The organism is Povalibacter sp. (assembly GCF_036520495.1).
GTDB lineage: Bacteria > Pseudomonadota > Gammaproteobacteria > Steroidobacterales > Steroidobacteraceae > Steroidobacter.
This window is the reverse complement of record NZ_DATDJO010000047.1, coordinates 45,607-61,346: the sequence shown is the minus strand read 5'-3', so window position 1 is coordinate 61,346 and position 15,740 is coordinate 45,607. Positions and strand designations below refer to the sequence as shown.

At 63.0% G+C, this 15,740-nt stretch carries 14 protein-coding genes; 5 read left to right on the top strand and 9 right to left on the bottom strand.

Annotated features, from left to right (window positions below; translation table 11 throughout):
* The first annotated feature begins 44 nt into the window (after nt 1-44).
* From VIZ63_RS17175 to VIZ63_RS17160, 4 genes are all read left to right on the top strand, one after another.
* On the top strand, nt 45-1,409 hold the full coding sequence (locus VIZ63_RS17175) for a CHASE3 domain-containing protein (protein ID WP_331610908.1): 1,365 nt from the start codon (nt 45-47) through the stop codon (nt 1,407-1,409).
* A 156-nt stretch (nt 1,410-1,565) separates the two neighbouring features.
* Entirely contained in the window at nt 1,566-2,630 is a 1,065-nt protein-coding gene (locus VIZ63_RS17170; protein WP_331610907.1) for a sigma-54 dependent transcriptional regulator, read from the top strand.
* Complete coding sequence (locus tag VIZ63_RS17165) at nt 2,630-3,322, top strand: response regulator transcription factor (protein WP_331610906.1); 693 nt, start codon at nt 2,630-2,632, stop codon at nt 3,320-3,322. Before VIZ63_RS17170 ends, VIZ63_RS17165 begins: the two co-directional genes overlap by 1 nt.
* Nucleotides 3,323-3,335: 13 nt before the next feature.
* Complete coding sequence (locus VIZ63_RS17160) at nt 3,336-3,809, top strand: LytR/AlgR family response regulator transcription factor (protein ID WP_331610905.1); 474 nt, start codon at nt 3,336-3,338, stop codon at nt 3,807-3,809.
* Between the two features lie 50 nt (nt 3,810-3,859).
* On the opposite strand, the gene VIZ63_RS17155 is transcribed toward VIZ63_RS17160, so the two are convergent.
* The 3 genes from VIZ63_RS17155 to VIZ63_RS17145 all read right to left on the bottom strand — a co-directional run bounded on the left by VIZ63_RS17155 (nt 3,860) and on the right by VIZ63_RS17145 (nt 6,535).
* Complete coding sequence (locus VIZ63_RS17155; RefSeq protein ID WP_331610904.1) at nt 3,860-4,066, bottom strand: CsbD family protein; 207 nt, start codon at nt 4,064-4,066, stop codon at nt 3,860-3,862.
* Between the two features lie 554 nt (nt 4,067-4,620).
* Nucleotides 4,621-4,848 carry an EF-hand domain-containing protein gene (locus VIZ63_RS17150; RefSeq protein WP_331610903.1) on the bottom strand — a complete coding sequence of 76 codons (228 nt, stop codon included), beginning with the start codon at nt 4,846-4,848 and terminating at the stop codon, nt 4,621-4,623.
* 25 nt (nt 4,849-4,873) lie between these two features.
* On the bottom strand, nt 4,874-6,535 hold the full coding sequence (locus tag VIZ63_RS17145) for a M28 family metallopeptidase (RefSeq protein WP_331610902.1): 1,662 nt from the start codon (nt 6,533-6,535) through the stop codon (nt 4,874-4,876).
* Nucleotides 6,536-6,753: 218 nt separating this feature from the next.
* Between VIZ63_RS17145 and VIZ63_RS17140 the strand changes: the two genes are divergently transcribed.
* Nucleotides 6,754-7,266: a C40 family peptidase gene (locus tag VIZ63_RS17140; RefSeq protein ID WP_331610901.1), complete on the top strand. Its 513-nt coding sequence runs from the start codon at nt 6,754-6,756 to the stop codon at nt 7,264-7,266.
* Between the two features lie 125 nt (nt 7,267-7,391).
* Here VIZ63_RS17140 and acs read toward each other — a convergent pair whose 3' ends face one another.
* The 6 genes from acs to VIZ63_RS17110 form a co-directional block, all read right to left on the bottom strand.
* Nucleotides 7,392-9,407, bottom strand: a complete 2,016-nt coding sequence (acs, locus tag VIZ63_RS17135) for an acetate--CoA ligase (protein WP_331610900.1) — start codon at nt 9,405-9,407, stop codon at nt 7,392-7,394.
* A 211-nt stretch (nt 9,408-9,618) separates the two neighbouring features.
* Nucleotides 9,619-10,092, bottom strand: coding sequence for an HIT family protein (locus tag VIZ63_RS17130; protein WP_331610899.1), 474 nt, complete (start codon nt 10,090-10,092; stop codon nt 9,619-9,621).
* A gap of 51 nt (nt 10,093-10,143) precedes the next feature.
* Nucleotides 10,144-10,407, bottom strand: a complete 264-nt coding sequence (locus VIZ63_RS17125) for a DUF4404 family protein (protein WP_331610898.1) — start codon at nt 10,405-10,407, stop codon at nt 10,144-10,146.
* 54 nt (nt 10,408-10,461) lie between these two features.
* Complete coding sequence (locus VIZ63_RS17120; protein WP_331610897.1) at nt 10,462-11,235, bottom strand: hypothetical protein; 774 nt, start codon at nt 11,233-11,235, stop codon at nt 10,462-10,464.
* Nucleotides 11,236-11,356: 121 nt separating this feature from the next.
* Nucleotides 11,357-13,894: an ATP-dependent helicase HrpB gene (gene hrpB, locus VIZ63_RS17115; protein WP_331610896.1), complete on the bottom strand. Its 2,538-nt coding sequence runs from the start codon at nt 13,892-13,894 to the stop codon at nt 11,357-11,359.
* 114 nt (nt 13,895-14,008) lie between these two features.
* Nucleotides 14,009-15,697 (bottom strand): phosphate ABC transporter substrate-binding/OmpA family protein, encoded by a 1,689-nt coding sequence (locus VIZ63_RS17110; protein ID WP_331610895.1) that lies wholly within the window; start codon nt 15,695-15,697, stop codon nt 14,009-14,011.
* Nucleotides 15,698-15,740 lie beyond the last annotated feature (43 nt).

Genomic DNA, 15,740 nt, shown 5'->3' with positions numbered 1-15,740 from the left:
GCCCGTCTGAAACCCCGGTCACCGACAGACCCGTTGCGACTGCCATGGCCACAGGCCAGGTACCGCTCGCCGTCGTGGTGATCACGTTCGTATCCATTGCTCTGCTGTTGCTGAACGCGACGCTCCTCGTCATAAACACCGCCGGTACGATGGACTCGAATGAGCAGTACGCGCGTTCGTATGAGATCAAGCGCTCGCTCACGGAGTTTCAATCGACCATCGCCACGGCGGAGTCGGGGCAGCGCGGTTATCTGCTGACAGGTCAGACCGCTTATCTGGAGCCTTTTCAGCGCGCGGTGGCCCGATGGCGCGCCGAGATCGAGCGTCTGCGCACGTTGGTGGCGGATAACGGCGGCACCGGTCAATCGCAGCGCGCCACGGATCTGAATGAACTGGAGGCGCTGACCGCCAACGCGGTCGCGCGCCTGGAAGACACGATCAGGCAAACCGGGCAAGCCGGTAATGCCGATGTCGCTGGAACCGGTTGGGCCACAGCCGACATGGATCTCGTTCGGGAACGCGTCACGCGCATGGTCGAGGAGGAAGACATGCGCATCGAGGCTCTGCGTGGCGAAGTGCTGCACGACATGTGGCTCACCGTGGGCGTCGCGGTCTTCACGACCGTGCTCACGGTTGGCGTGCTGATCGGACTGCAGGCGCTGCTGCGCCGCTATGTAGCTGCACGCGCGCGCGCCGAGGGGGCACTGCTCGAGGCGAATCAGCAGCTCAATCGCCAGGTCGAGGAGCGCACCGCGGAGTTGAGCGAGCTGTCGCAGCATCTGATCAGTGTCTCCGAGGAGGAGAAAGCGCGGATCGCCCGCGAGCTCCACGACACGCTTGGCAGCAATCTCACGGCGATCAACATGGATCTCAACTGGATCAACAAGCGCCTGCCGCCCGAACACCATGAGCTGCGCGACCGGCTGCAACGCTCATTGCAGATGCTGGCGGATACGGTGGAGCTGAAACATGAAGTGATCGAGGGCTTGCGGCCGAGTCATCTCGACAATCTCGGCCTGTCATACGCCATTCGCACGCATTGCCGCGAGTTCACGCGGCGTACGGGCATACCGTGTGAGGTCCAGGTCGCTGAAGATTTCGACGACCTCGATCCAGCATGGTCGATCGCGCTGTATCGCATAGCACAAGAAGCGCTGACGAATATCACCCGACACGCTCACGCCAAGTCGGTGCACGTGGAGCTTTCGCGGGAAGAGGCGGGAATCCGCTTGCGTATCATCGACGATGGCGCCGGGATTCCTGATGGGGCAATCTCGCGCGCCAAATCGCACGGTCTGATTGGCATGCGCGAACGCATGCGACAAATCGGCGGCGTGATCCATTTTGGCAAGGACGAAGTGAAGGGTGGGACCATCGTCGATGCATTCATTCCGCGAGCCGCAGTGTAGGAACCTGCTGACGCGCAGTCGGTTGTGGATGCTGCAAGCGCAGTAACGATTTGCCGATACTCACGAGGCCAAAGCCGGCCGCTAACGCCAGTCTCTCGCATTGCTGCGAGGAGGGTTGGGTCCACGAACGAATGACCGGCACGGAGAACAACAGCGATGACCGTCCTGTCCGATGAATATGGTGCATTTCAGTCGTCATCCTTCAGCGACTCGGATGCCCTGGCCGTCGCGCGCGTATGCAGCGTTGGCGGATTGCTCGGTGAATCGATGGCGATGCAGACCATGTTCGAGCAGATGGCGCGGATCGCCGGCTTGAACACTGATGTCCTGATCGTGGGGGAAAGCGGTAGCGGCAAGGAGCTGGCGGCACGCTGTCTGCACGACCTCAGCGGTCGGTCGCCGCAACCCTTTCTGGTCCTGAACTGCGCGGCCCTCACGCCCTCCCTCGTCGAATCGCAGCTGTTCGGCCATGAATCCGGCCACCGCATCGAAGGCGTCGTGTCGCAGTTTTCCGGTCAGCAGGGCAGCATGGAGCGCGCCGGGCGCGGCACGCTGCTGGTGGAAGAAGTCGCAGAACTCTCGCCCGAATTGCAGCTGAAGCTGATGCGCGCGCTGGAATCGCGCCGCATCATGCGCGTGGGCGGTGTGCACGAACTCACCTATCAATGCCGCGTCGTCACGACGCTGCAGGGGGATCCCGCGCAGAGCGGGCTGCGACCGGAGTTACTCGATCGTCTCGCCGTCTGCCAATTGCGCGTGCCGCCGCTGCGTGAGCGTGGCGAGGATGTGGAATTGCTCGCGCATTATTTCCTCGAAGTGCTGAATGCGGAGGAGGGCACTGCAAAGCGGCTGTCCGGCGATGCCGCTCGACGCCTGATGGCTTACTCGTGGCCGGGCAACGTGCGCGAATTGCGCAATGCGGTACATCGTGCCTTCATTCTGGCGGACGGCGACCTGGATATCGCACCGGCCATCCATAGACCGCCGCCGCTGTCTTCGATTGGCGACGCTGAATGCCTGCGCATCCCCATTGGTACGCGGCTGGCGGACGCGGAGCGCTGGATGATTCTTGCGACGTTGACAAAATGTGAGGGAAACAAGACGCGGGCTGCTGCGTTACTGGGTGTAAGTCTGAAGACGCTCTACAACCGATTGCATGCCTACCGCGCGCAGGGGTTGACGGGCGATCATGACCGTGAACCTATTGAGGTGGCCAACTGATGTTCAATGCCCGAGAAAACGAGATGCCGGAGACCCATCGCCCCGTCCAGGATCAACAGATCCGCATCCTCATTGTGGATGATCACGCCATTTTGCGTGCTGGCGTGCGCGAGATGCTGTCGGACGAGGATGGTCTGGAGGTCGTCGGCGAGGCGGGATCCGCAGAGGAAGCGTTGCAGTTTCTGGCGGGCGGTCCCAAAGTCGACGTCGTCGTACTCGACATCACGATGCCCGGACAGAGCGGCATCGAGCTGCTCAAGCAGCTGCGCGATGAGCGTCCGGAACTCGCGATTCTGGTGCTCAGCATGCACCCCGAACGGAGTTTTGCCGTACGCCTGATGCGTGCCGGCGCCAACGGCTACGTACCCAAGATGATCGTACCCGAAGAATTGGTGAAGGCCGTACGTGCTGTGGGGTCAGGTCGTCGCTATATCACGCCGATCGTAGCCGAGTTGCTTGCGTCCGACTGTGCCGAGAACGAAGACGGTCCGATGCACAATCGGTTGTCGGAGCGCGAACTGCAGGTCTTCACACGCATCGCCCGCGGTATCTCGCCTGCGGTGATGGCCAGTGAGCTGGGACTGAGCGTCAAGACGGTAAGTACTTACCGCGCTCGTATCCTGGAAAAAATGGCCATGCGCAGCAATGCGGAAATCGCCGCGTACGCCGTCCGCAATCAGTTGGTCGACTGAGCGCGAGGTAATCTTGCCGCGACGCGCGCGTCCACTCGATCTTCTGCCCTCCATCAGCGCGAACGCGTCGGAGGATGCATGCGTCGGCGGATCGCCGGCCCCACGCGAATTGACGATCTACATCGTCGAGGATTCGGCTCCTGTACGCGAGCGTCTGATCGAAACCGTGCGGGAGATTCCGGATACGCGTGTCGTCGGTGAGGCTGTGGCAGTCACGGATGCACTCGAAGGAGTGCGCAGCTCACAGCCGCACGTATTGATTCTCGACATCCAGTTACGTGGCGGAAGCGGCATCCGGCTCCTGAAGCAGATGCGTGCGGCGGGCATGCATCGGCCCGAACTCGTCATCGTGGTCACCAACTATCCGACCGACGATTACCGGCAGGCGAGCCACGAATGCGGCGCCGATCACTTTTTCGACAAGGCCTCCGAGTTCGACAAAGTGCGCGATGTGCTGCTCAGCCATCGCCCGCGCAGCAGTATCTGACGGGCCCAAGCGCCGAGCCGGCCGGATCACCGGCCGGCGTGCGCCTGGTCTTATTGCCAGCCGTGACGTGAGGAGAAGTCCTTCACCTGGCGTTCGGCCTCGTCGCGTTCCCAGCCGTACCGCTCCTGCAGCTTGCCGGCGAGAATTTCGATATTGCCTTCGACCTGATCGATCTCGTCATCAGTGAGCTTGCCCCACTGCTGCTTGATCTTGCCTTTCAGTTGCTTGAGGTTGCCTGCTGCAATGTCTTTGTTCATGACGTTCCTCCGGGATCGTGATGACGCGAAACTGAATGCGCCGCGTCCTTATCTTCAACGAATGAGCGGAGCAATGGTTCGTTGCGTAAAGAGCGTTCTGGCGTCGCGGGCCAATAAAAAAACCAATAAAAAATCGCGCTCCATGGATCCGCAAGCGGTCGGCAGGCGTTGCACGACGGATTGCTGACGTCGTGCTGTTTCTTTCTCGATCCGTACAGTGCACTCCGTGGACCTCCCAGTTCGATGGGGCACCCGCTGAGATCCCATCGCACACCACGGCAGGTGGCTGTACATTCAGGCCGCGCCCCCGGCGCGGCCTTTTTTTGAGCGAGTATCAGAGTTGCAACTGGAGGGAGGGCCTTCGGGCCGACCCGGCGAGCACCCATCCCGGCGAGCACCCATGTCGAGGACGTCAGGCGCTGCTGCAGCAAAGCCTGCAAGAGAAGAGGCGGATCGGTCCTTCGGTGCGCAGAAGAGTCCGCGCAGGCGTCGCGGCCGCGCTCGGTCAGGCGCAACGCTTCGTAAACGGCATTACTCCCCCGACGTAAACGGCATTACTCCCCCGACCACCATCCCATGAATTCCTCGAAGCTGATCTGGCCGTCGCCGTCGCCGTCCGTCATCTCGAAGGCGAGCAGGCATTCGTCTTTCGACAGATCCTGATCGAGCGATTGCAGCAGGGTCGTAAATTCTCCGGTATCGATCCAGCCGTCGGCGTCGTGGTCGCAGCTGTCGAAGCTCTGGCGCAGTTCGCTCAGTTCATCCGGTTTCACATCCTGCATACGGCCTCCCTCGATGACGATGTAACTATTCCGGTTTGTCAGTGCCATTCGGGCCGGGTCGCACGAAGATGCGACCCAGGAAATCGCCGTTCTTCCAGCGTGGCCGCGCGGTCGCATTTCCCACATCAACGGCCATGCGCAGGTTGATGCGCGCAAGGTCGGCCGCCGTGCCGTAGTCGATGGCGCCCGACAGATCGTCGCTCGGCTGGTGATAGCGCTTCTCGAGATACTCACTACGCATCACCGCCACATCGGTGCGCTTGTCGCGCGACTGGTAGCCGCCCATGACCACGATCGCAGGCACGCCCTGCCGGATGAACGAAAACTGGTCGCTGCGCACGAAGGCCACCTGCTCGGGCATCGGGTCGGGGTTCAGCCGGTAGCCCTGATGTGTGGCCGCATTGCGGGCAGCGATGCCGAGCGAGGAATGCTGCTCGCCGAGAGCGACCATGTCGAGCGTCGGCGCAAACAGCATGGGCATATCGATATTGATATTGGCGACGACCGTCTTGCCGGCCAGCAACGGATGCTGAGCCAGGTAGTCGGAACCGAGCAGGCCTTTTTCCTCGGCTGTCAGTGCAGCGAAGAGCAGGGTGCGGCGGGTCTTGACGCCGGATGCGTGCAGCGCGCGCGCCATTTCGAGCAGGATGCCGGTGCCCAGCGCATTGTCCTGCGCGCCGTTGTAAATCGAGTCTGAGTTGACCGCGGAACCCCGGCCCAGATGGTCGAGGTGCGCGGTGATCACGATAACCTCGTCGCGCAGGTCGGTACCCGTCGCAGCGGCGACCACGTTGGCGCTTTCCGTGCGTCGCAAGCCTGTAGTGGCCGACATCGTGAGCATGCCCGGCAGATCGAATGCCTGCGCTTCGCCGGCCTCGGCCGCGGCGAGGGTCTCGGCGAAGTCCTTCGGCGCGTTCTCGAAGAAGCCCGCAGCGGCCTTCTGATCGAAGCGGAAACGCAGTTTGAGCTGCTCATATGCATTGCGCGGCTTGCCGGCGTCGTCGAGCCAGCGCATCTGCGGCGTCCAGCTCATCGCGACCTGGCGTTCCCAGGGAAACAGCTTCTCGTCCTGCGGGGATGCGATCGTCACGACGCCGACCGCGCCGCGTTCGATCAGCTGCTCGAACTTCGCATGACTGGACGAATAATACGCACGCTGCGTGTGAGGAAATTGCGCGGGTGCGCCGCTGAAGATCACGGCAATGCGCCCGGCCAGATGCACATTGGCGAAATCGTCATGATCGAGTTCCGGCGCAGCGATGCCGAAACCCGCGAAGGTCAGTGGCGCAGTGAGCGTGGAACTCGCGGACAGATAGTCGGCCGAGGGCAGGTAGTGGGTGCCGTATTCGAACGTATGGGTCTGCTTGTCGATCACGAGTTCAGCGGACGATCCCGGCAGTACCGGCGTCGCTTCCAGCAACGGCACCGTCTGAAAAAAACCGTCGCCATCGCCAGCCGGTTTCAGATTGGCCTGGCGAAATTCCGCCGCCACGTACGCGGCGGCAATGTCATAACCGCGGGATGCGGTGGCGCGTCCCTCGAGCAGGTCGTCAGCGAGGAATTCGACATGGCTGCGGATCGCCTCGGGTCGCACCAGCGACCAGGGCTCTGCTGCATGCGCAGTCGTCGCCGTCAGCAGTACCGTACCGGCGGCCAGCCAGTTTGTGATTCGCCATCTGCGGGTCATAGTCGCGATCGTTCTCAGGTGTTCCACAGTCGTCTGAGCGACAACACACTACACACAGTCTGTCGCGTTTGGGAATTCTGCGGCCCGTCCGGGTTCACAGTCCATTCCGCGGCTGGCGCCGAGGATCGGCATGGGGCATTCTTCGCGCGCCACACCGGAGCCGCCGGGTATTGGAATTGAAAAAGCGTCAATCTGCAGGGTCCTGTCGCCACATCGCCGTGGCCTGCGTAGCGCTGTCCGTGGGGTTGCAGGGATGCGCCACCGATCCACCGTCGCGAATGCTGCCGCCCCTGGGGGACATCGGCTCAGTGCCGGGTCCGCTCGATACGCCATTTCCGCAGCGACAGGAAGGCGCCGTTGCCTCCGTCGGCAGCGAAATCGTCATACGCGCCATTTCACTGCTCGGTGCGCCGTATCGATTCGGCGGCAGCGGACCGACGACCTTCGATTGCAGTGGCCTGGTGCAGTTCATCCATCACGAACTCGGCCTCGATGTGCCGCGCACCGCGGCTGATCAATATCGCGCCGCCGCTCCCATCCGGCTCGATGACATCGCCCCGGGCGATCTGCTGTTTTTCCGGATCAGCGGCAAACGCATCTCGCATGTCGCCATCTACGCCGGTTCCGGACGCTTCGTGCACGCACCGCAGACGGGACGTCCGATCGAACTACGCACGCTGGATGACGAGTACTACAAGCCGCGTCTCGCCGGCGCTGGGCGGCTGTTCTAAGAACCAGGCGAGTACACAAAGGAGCGCAAGGCGGAACCACAAAGGAGCACAAAAACAGAGAGATCTTTCTTTCCGGAAAATTTAATCTGCGCTCTGGTGTGCTGTGTACCTGCTTTTTTTTCGCTCTAGCTCTCTGCTTTCTTCCGCTTCGATCTCGTCGCGGCCTTTGCAGCGGGAGCATCTTTCTCCATCTCTGACGCCGGGCGATTCATGCGTTCGCGTACCAGGCTCTCGACGACGCCGGGATCGGCGAGCGTGGAGATGTCGCCGAGCTGATCGTGTTCGTTCGCGGCGATCTTGCGCAGGATGCGGCGCATGATTTTCCCCGAGCGCGTCTTCGGCAGGTTGGGCGCCCACTGAATGAAGTCGGGCGTTGCGATCGGGCCGATCTCCTTGCGGACCCAGTCGCGCAGTTCGTTGCGCAGCGCCTCCGAGGGCTCCTCGCCAGCGATCAGTGTGACGTACACGTAGATGCCGGTGCCCTTGATGTCGTGCGGGCAACCGACCGCGGCGGCTTCCGCGACCTTGGCATGCGCCACCATCGCACTTTCGATCTCCGCCGTACCGAGTCGATGGCCCGCGACATTGAGCACATCGTCGACGCGGCCCGTGATCCAGTAGTAACCGTCTTCATCACGGCGTGCGCCGTCGCCCGTGAAATACTTGCCCGGAAAGGTCTTGAAATAGGTGTCGATGAAACGCGGGTGATCGCCGAACACGGTGCGCATCTGCCCCGGCCAGCTGTCATTGATGACCAGATTGCCTTCGGTCGCGCCTTCCAGCACCTGGCCTTCGTTGTCGACGATCGCGGGCTTTACGCCGAAGAAGGGCAGCGTCGCCGAGCCGGGCTTCTGGTCGATCGCGCCGGGCAGCGGTGAAATCAGCACGCCGCCGGTTTCTGTCTGCCACCACGTATCGACGATGGGGCAGCGACCGTCACCGACGACGCGGTGATACCACTCCCATGCTTCCGGGTTGATGGGCTCGCCCACGGAGCCGAGCAGTCGCAGCGACTTGCGCGACCAGTGTTTCACGGGCTCTTCGCCTTCGCGCATCAGCGAGCGCAGTGCCGTAGGTGCGGTGTAGAAGATCGTGACCTTGTGCTTGTCGACGGATTGCCAGAAACGCCCGGCGTCCGGGTAGTTCGGCACGCCTTCGAACATGATCGTCGTCGCGCCGTTGGCAAGCGGACCGTAGACGACGTAGCTGTGACCGGTGACCCAGCCCACATCCGCGGTACACCAGAAAATGTCGTCCTCACGCACATCGAACACCAGTTCGTGCGTCATCGCGGCGTAAACGAGATAACCGCCGCTCGTGTGCAGCACGCCTTTCGGTCGTCCCGTCGAGCCCGAGGTGTAGAGAATGAAGAGCGGATCTTCCGCATCGACGGGTTCTGCCGGGCATTCCTTCGGCTGCGCGTCGACGAGTGCGTCGAACCACTGGTCGCGGCCATACATGGGCACGCGGATGCCGGTGCGCTTGATCACCAGCACGTGCTTGACGCATTCGGTGCCCGGCGTGCTCAGCGCGAGATCCACATTGGTCTTGAGCGCGATGCGCTTGCCGCCGCGAACGCCTTCATCGGCGGTGATCACGACACTCGAACCGCAATCCACGATGCGTCCTGCGAGCGAATCCGCCGAGAAGCCGCCGAACACCACCGAGTGAATCGCGCCGATGCGGGAGCAGGCGAGCATGGCGACTGCAGCCTCCGGAATCATCGGCAGATAGATCGTGACCCGATCGCCCTTCCTGACGCCGAGCGATCGGAGCGCGTTGGCACACTGGCAGACACGCTCGTACAGCTCGCGATACGTGATGTGTTCCGACAGCTTCGGATCGTCGCCTTCCCAGATGATTGCGACCTTGTCGCCGCGCTTGGTCAGATGCCGGTCGAGACAATTCGCCGATACGTTGAGCTTGCCGTCGTAGAACCAGCGGATACGAAAATCGTGCTCGTCGAAGCTCGTGTCCTTGACCTTGCTGTACGGCTGGATCCAGTCGAGACGTCGTCCCATGCGGGCCCAGAAGCCGTTCGGATCGCGCACCGATTCCTGGTAGAGCCGTTGATAGTCGGCATTGCGCAGGTGCGCCAATGCGGCGAAATCCTCGGGGACCTTGTAGATCTTGTTGCTCATCGCGTGTCAGTCCGCTCGTCGGTCGGGGGAAGTGGAGCCTATCAGATAGCCGGTCGCACGAGAGTCAGGCAAGCCGGAGAGAAGAAGATCTCCACGGGGGGGCACCGGGTATCACCGGGGATAGAGAGTCCAAGGCAGGTGCGAAGCCCGGAGATGTTTGAACCCCGTGGTTCCCCGTGGCCCCCGTGGAGGTCCCTTCCTGCGTTCCGGGTTACGCGGTTAACACCTTGCGGATCCGCTCTGCGTGTTCCGCAAGCATTGCCTTGTCCGCCATCTCGCGCGCGTGGCCCTTCATCTCACGGCCTTCATAGCAAGGCACGATATGGAAGTGGATGTGGAAGACTGTCTGGCCGGCAGCGGGTTCGTTGAACTGGATGATGCGCATGCCGTCTGGCTTGAATGCCGTCTGCACGGCCTTTGCCACGTGCTGGGTCGATTCGATCAGGCGCGCCAGCGCCGGTGGGTCGATGTCGAAGATGTTGCGCGCCTGCGTCTTCGGGATCACGAGCGTATGGCCCTCGGATTGCGGCATCACGTCCATGAAGGCGAGGGTGTGCGCGTCCTCATGGACTTTGAATGCGGGGATTTCGCCGCGCAGGATTTTGGCGAAGATATTGTTCGGGTCGTACATGGTGAGAGTGACGTAAGTGATGAGGTCACGAAAGTGATGAAGGTGCGGGAGCATCGGAGGCCGGCGTCACTTGCGTGACTTGCGTGACCCTCGTGACCTTCCGCATCAGATGCCTGCCTTGCCCAATGCATCCACGACGCGACGCAGCGCCGCGCCGAGCGAAGGATGGTCGGCCTCGAAATGCACGGCAAGTTCATCGAGTCGTTCGGCGAGATTGTGCTGGTCGGTGTCGCCGTTGGATTGTTCGAGAAGGCGAGTGATGTCGCCGAGAAGGGTGATGAGCAGCGTGCGCGATTGCGGATCCACCGAGTCGATCCGGCTCAGCTCCACGTGCATGGCTTCGATCTGTTGGCGCAAATCCTGGTTCAAGGTTTTCTCCGGTTGACGTAGTGCGTCGTCTGCGGTGCATCGATCGTCGTTTCGTCAGCGACCCGGCATGAAATCCTTGCGGGTATAGCCTTCAGGTACGTTGAAGGTGGATGCGGGAATGGTTTCGCTGCGATTCGATTTCAGTGTGGTTTCAGTGACCGGCTTGCCATCCGTGTAATGGCGGGAAAGCACGGGAATGCCGCCGACCCTGGCGTACAGCGCGGTCTGATCGTCGATCATCTGTTTCAATTGCGGTGCGTCCAGATCCTTGAAGGCATCCTGCAGCATCGCGCTCATTTTCTGTGCTGCCGCCATCAGTTCGTCCCCGCCTTTCAGGGTGTTCGGCGCGACCACGCACAGTTCGTCCTCGATGACGCCGTTCTTGAGAATCTCCACGTAGTTGCATGAGTGGCCGGCGGCCTGGTCGCTGCGGGCTGTTTTGCGAACCTCCTGCTGCGACGATCCGCTGAGGCCGGCGGCCTTCCCGCCCAGCAATTTCTCGACTTGTGCGCGTTGTTCGGGCGGCATCCGGGCGAGCATTTTCATGGCGGGACTGATCGCGTCCGCCATTTTCTGCAGCGCGGCGCGATCCATGACGACGTAGTTCCTGTCGCGCGTATTGACGATGGTCAGCGCGTCGTCCTTGAAAAGAGAGAAGCCCTCCTTGTCGCTGGACTGGATGCGCAACTGGCCGTTTTGCGCGTGGGTCGTCATCAGCGTTTCAGCCGACTTGCCGCCCAGGTCACGGCTGAGCATTTCGATCACCGTGCCTGCGTGCGTGGCCCCCGCAGCCAGCACGAGCGAGAGCGTCACAATGCGACTCAACATGAAGCGTTTCCCATGAAGCGTTTCCCCGTGGCGTGGTCGTGTCGATTGTGCAGCAGCCGCAATGCACTGCACAGTCGGTATTCAGCGCGGGCCGTATTTCAGCGCTGGCGCGGTGCGCGTGTCATGTTCCGCGGGGTTTCGCCCGCGCAGTCGCTGCCGCTGTCAGCGGATCGTCCGGCCAATAATGACGCGGATAGCGGCCTTTCAGTTCCCGTTTGACATCGGCGTAGCCGCGCGCCCAGAAACTGGCCAGGTCCTGGGTTACCTGCACCGGGCGATGTGCTGGCGACAGCAGCTGCAGCGTCAGCGGCGTTCCGGCGATCGATGGCGTTTCGCGCAGGCCGAACACTTCCTGCAGCCGGACGGCGACGCTCGGCGATTCGCTCGAGTAATCGATCGGAATTCGCGAGCCGCTCGGCACCGCGAGATGCGTGGGCGCAATCTCATTGAGACGCTGCTGCTGATCCCAGTCGAGCAGCGCGAGCAGCGCGGCATGCAGGTCGAGCCGCGACCAGTGATCGCGCCGCGTCATGCCGTCGAGCCACGGCGCGAGCCATTCCTCGAGTGTATCGAGCAGTGTCGCGTCATCGACCGCCGGCCACGGTTTGTTCGCCTGCCGATCTCCGGCACGCGCGAAGCCGATGCGCGTCTGCAATGCTCTGGCTTCACGCGTCCACGGCAGGCTGGCGATTCCCAGTTCGCGAATGCCGGCAAGCAGCGCGGCAACGACCCGACCACTGTCGGGGGTTTCGAGGCGTCGCAACTCGAAGGGAATCGCGCCGAGCCAGCGCTCGCGCTGTGCGACGACGCCCTGTTCGCGCGAATTCCATTCGATGCGTTCGCGGGTCTGCAGATGCCCGGCGAAATCCCGTTCGAGCGTGTGCCGGGAAATCGGTGCGGCCAGGCGAATCGTTGCCTCGCGTTCGCCCGCATCGAGGTCGGCGATGACGATGAATTCCTGCTGGCCGATATTGGTCGCTTCGAGCAGCCGGGCGCCGCGCCCCTGTGCCAGCAGGTAGCGGCCGCCGTCGCCGCGCGACTGTGCGATACGGTCGGGATAGGCGAGGGCCAGCAGCCGTCCGGGAGTTTCATCGCTGTACGACGTCTGCGCAGTGGCGGGCACACTCACCTGGCGCTCGAGCAGCTCCATGTTGCGCGCGACACGCTGGCGAGTGCCGGCATCGATACTCGCTCCCGGGGGCGCACGGCCATCGCGAAGTGCATCCACTCGCAGCCGGAAATCGACGTCGCGATTCCCCGGAGGCAGACGCAGCAGGTCGCGCTCGCCCAGCAGCGCCGCAATCTGCAGCGCCGCCGCCTTGAGCCCGAGCTCGTTGCCGCGAACGATCATGTGAGCGAGCCGCGGATGCGCGCCGATTCGCGCCAGCGCGCGACCGTGTGGACTGATGCGGCCATCGGCATCGAGCGCATCGAGTTCGCGCAACAGGTCGCGTGCCTGGGCGAAGCTTGCCGTGGGTGGCGCATCCAGCCAGCGCAACGACGCAGGATCGCTGATGCCCCAGTTGGCCAGCTCCAGCGCGAGCGGCGCAAGATCGGCTTCGATGATTTCCGCCGCTGTCTGCGCGGGCAGCATCGCTTGTTCGCCTTCCGGCCAGAGCCGGTAGCAAACGCCCGCTTGCAGACGGCCGGCGCGTCCGCGCCGCTGATCGGCCGACGCGCGTGAGATTCGCACGGTCTCCAACCGGCTCATCCCGCTGGCAGGATCGAACTGCGCACGTCGCGCCAGCCCGGAATCGACGACGACGCGCACGCCCTCGATGGTGAGACTGGTCTCGGCGATATTGGTGGCGAGGACGATCTTGCGTTCGCCGGCAACGCTCGGACGGATCGCAGCGTCCTGTTGTTCGATGGCCAGCTCGCCGTACAGAGGCAGCACGCGAGTGCCACGCGGCAGCTGCAGTTCGTCGAGCCTGCGTTGCGCGCGACGGATTTCTCCCTGCCCGGGCAGGAAGACGAGCACGTCGCCTTCGTGTTCTTCAACGGCGCGTGCAGTGACATTTGCTGCAACTATCGCCATATCCTCGTCGAATCCGCGACCCGTGCGGGCGGGCGGCGCCGTCCGGTAGTGCGTGTCGACCGGAAACATGCGCCCGGCGGAGGTGACGATCGGTGCATCGCCCAGCAATCTCGCCACGGCCTCTCCGTCGAGAGTGGCTGACATGACGAGCAGCTTCAGATCGTCGCGCAGCGCGCCCTGCGCATCGAGGCACAGCGCGAGCCCGAGATCGGCCTGCAGGCTGCGCTCGTGAAACTCATCGAAGATCACGATCGCGACCCCTTCCAGCGCGGCATCGCGCTGCAGCCAGCGGGTCAGGATGCCCTCGGTGATCACTTCGATGCGGGTCTGCGCCGTGACCTTGCTGTCGAGTCGCGTGCGATAACCGACGGTGCGTCCCACCGGTTCGCCGAGCAGCTGCGCCATTCGTGCGGCGACTGCGCGCGCGGCGAGCCGCCGTGGTTCCAGCATGACGATGCGCTGGCCGGCCAGCCAGGGTTCGTCCAGCAGGGCCAGCGGCACGAGCGTCGATTTGCCAGCGCCCGGCGGCGCCTGCAGCACGACATTGGGATTCCGGGCGAGTACCTGCCGCAACTGCGGCAGCGCTTCGGTGATGGGCAGGGAGGGCAGGGTGTGGGTCACCGCGCGATTATGGTCACGCAGCCTGCACCCAGGAAGACACAAAGTGCATCAGGTGAAGATTTCGCATGATGCCCTTTCTATGTGTTCTATGCGGCTACTCCCAATTCTTGATTTCTACTCCAGTGTGAACCACTGCACCTCGACGCGGCGATTGAGGTCGCTGTTGGGGCTGGCCGGTTCTTCCCAGCCGCGACCGACGGTCTCGATGCGCGAGGCGTCGATTTTCTGGTGACGTTCCAGCAGCGCGTCGCGTACGGCGATCGAGCGCTGGCGTGACAGCTCCATGGCCTTCAGCGCCATGCTCTTCAGCAGCTGTTCGCCGCCCTGGTCGCGAAACTCGTTCACGCGCGCGTTATCCACGTGTCCGCGCAGCAGCACGGTCGAGCCGGGGCTGACTTGCAGGAAGCGATTGATCGTTTCCAGGTACTCGGCGTTCTGGGTCGCGTTCTTGTCCAGCGTCGATGAGTTGGGTTCGAAGAAGAAGCGGATGTCCTTGCTCAGCAGCGGATCGCCTTCGAGCGACGCGGAGCTCGAGGTCTTGATCGGCGCGATCGCGATCTTCTGATCGGCGAACAGGCCCTTGGCGGCGAGTGCATCGAGGAAGCTGGTATCGACGAAGCGCGCCGGGTCGGTGGGATTCCTGATGACACTGCCGTACGCGAGCACCGACGACTGGAAGATGCCGCCGAAGGAGCCGGCAGAGTCGATGGTGCCGGCGAAGAAGGCGCGGTTCTCGGGCAGATTGGCGAGATGCACGTGCGCCAGTTCATCGCGTGCTTCGGTCTCCGTCCAGCCGAAGGCCTTCGCCACGACGCCGATGTTCTGGGCCTGCTGATCGCGCAACCGGCGATTACCCTCGAGAATGCCGTGCACCAGGCCGCGAACCATGTCGGGATGCGCTTTCGCGAAGCCTTTGTTGACGGCCAGCACATCGGCGATGACCAGCAGGTTGCGATTCGAGACCAGCACCTTGGCCTTGCCGTTCGACTGTTCCACCACTTCGTTGGTGCGCGGCGTCCAGCCGACGCAGCCGTTCAGGCGTTGCGAGTTGCGATTCAGTTCGTGTGCATAAGCGTCGCAGGCAACGAAGGCGTCCTCGTAGAACACCAGTCCCAGTTGGCCGGCGTCGGGTTTCGAATCGAGATCGCGCAGCACAGTGACCGGTACGCCGGCTTCCTGCGCGAGATAGCGGATGAAGAATTCGCTTTCGTTGAACTGCGATGCCGCCAGCACCTTGCCGGCGAGCTGGTTGATCGACGCGATGCCGCGATCGACCACGACCATGTCGGCGCCGCGCGAAAAGCCGATCTGCACCGGCACGACAGCGTCGAACTGGCGACCGAGCACGGCAAGCGCGTCGGTCGTCGTTGCCGTGGCGGCGAGGCGGCCATTGTTGAGCGGTGACCAGGTTTCGTCCTCGCTCATCGAGATCTTCACTTTGAAGCCATATTCCCTGGCGAAGAAGGAATCGGCGTTCGGTTCGAGCCCGCCGTTGGCGACGATCAGTCCGCCGTAGCCTGCGTACTCGCTGATGTCGATCTGCAGCACGCCGTCCTTGGGTTCGTATGTGCCGGCCGCATCCAGGGTCGGGGTGCCGTCGACGGGCTCGATCGGCTCAGGTGCGGTGCCATCGGCGGCCGTCGTGCTGACTGACGATGGGGAGCCGTTCGGCGAGGTTGCGTCGGGAGTCTTCTTGCCGAGCCACAGCCACGCGCCGAGTGCGATGAGTCCCACGAACAACAGCAGCGTGATCAGATTGCCGGCCGCAGAGCCGCAGGTCTGGCTGGGGCGGGACTGATTCATCAGAAAGCTCCTGTATGAAGTTCTTGCATCGTGACGGCGGTTG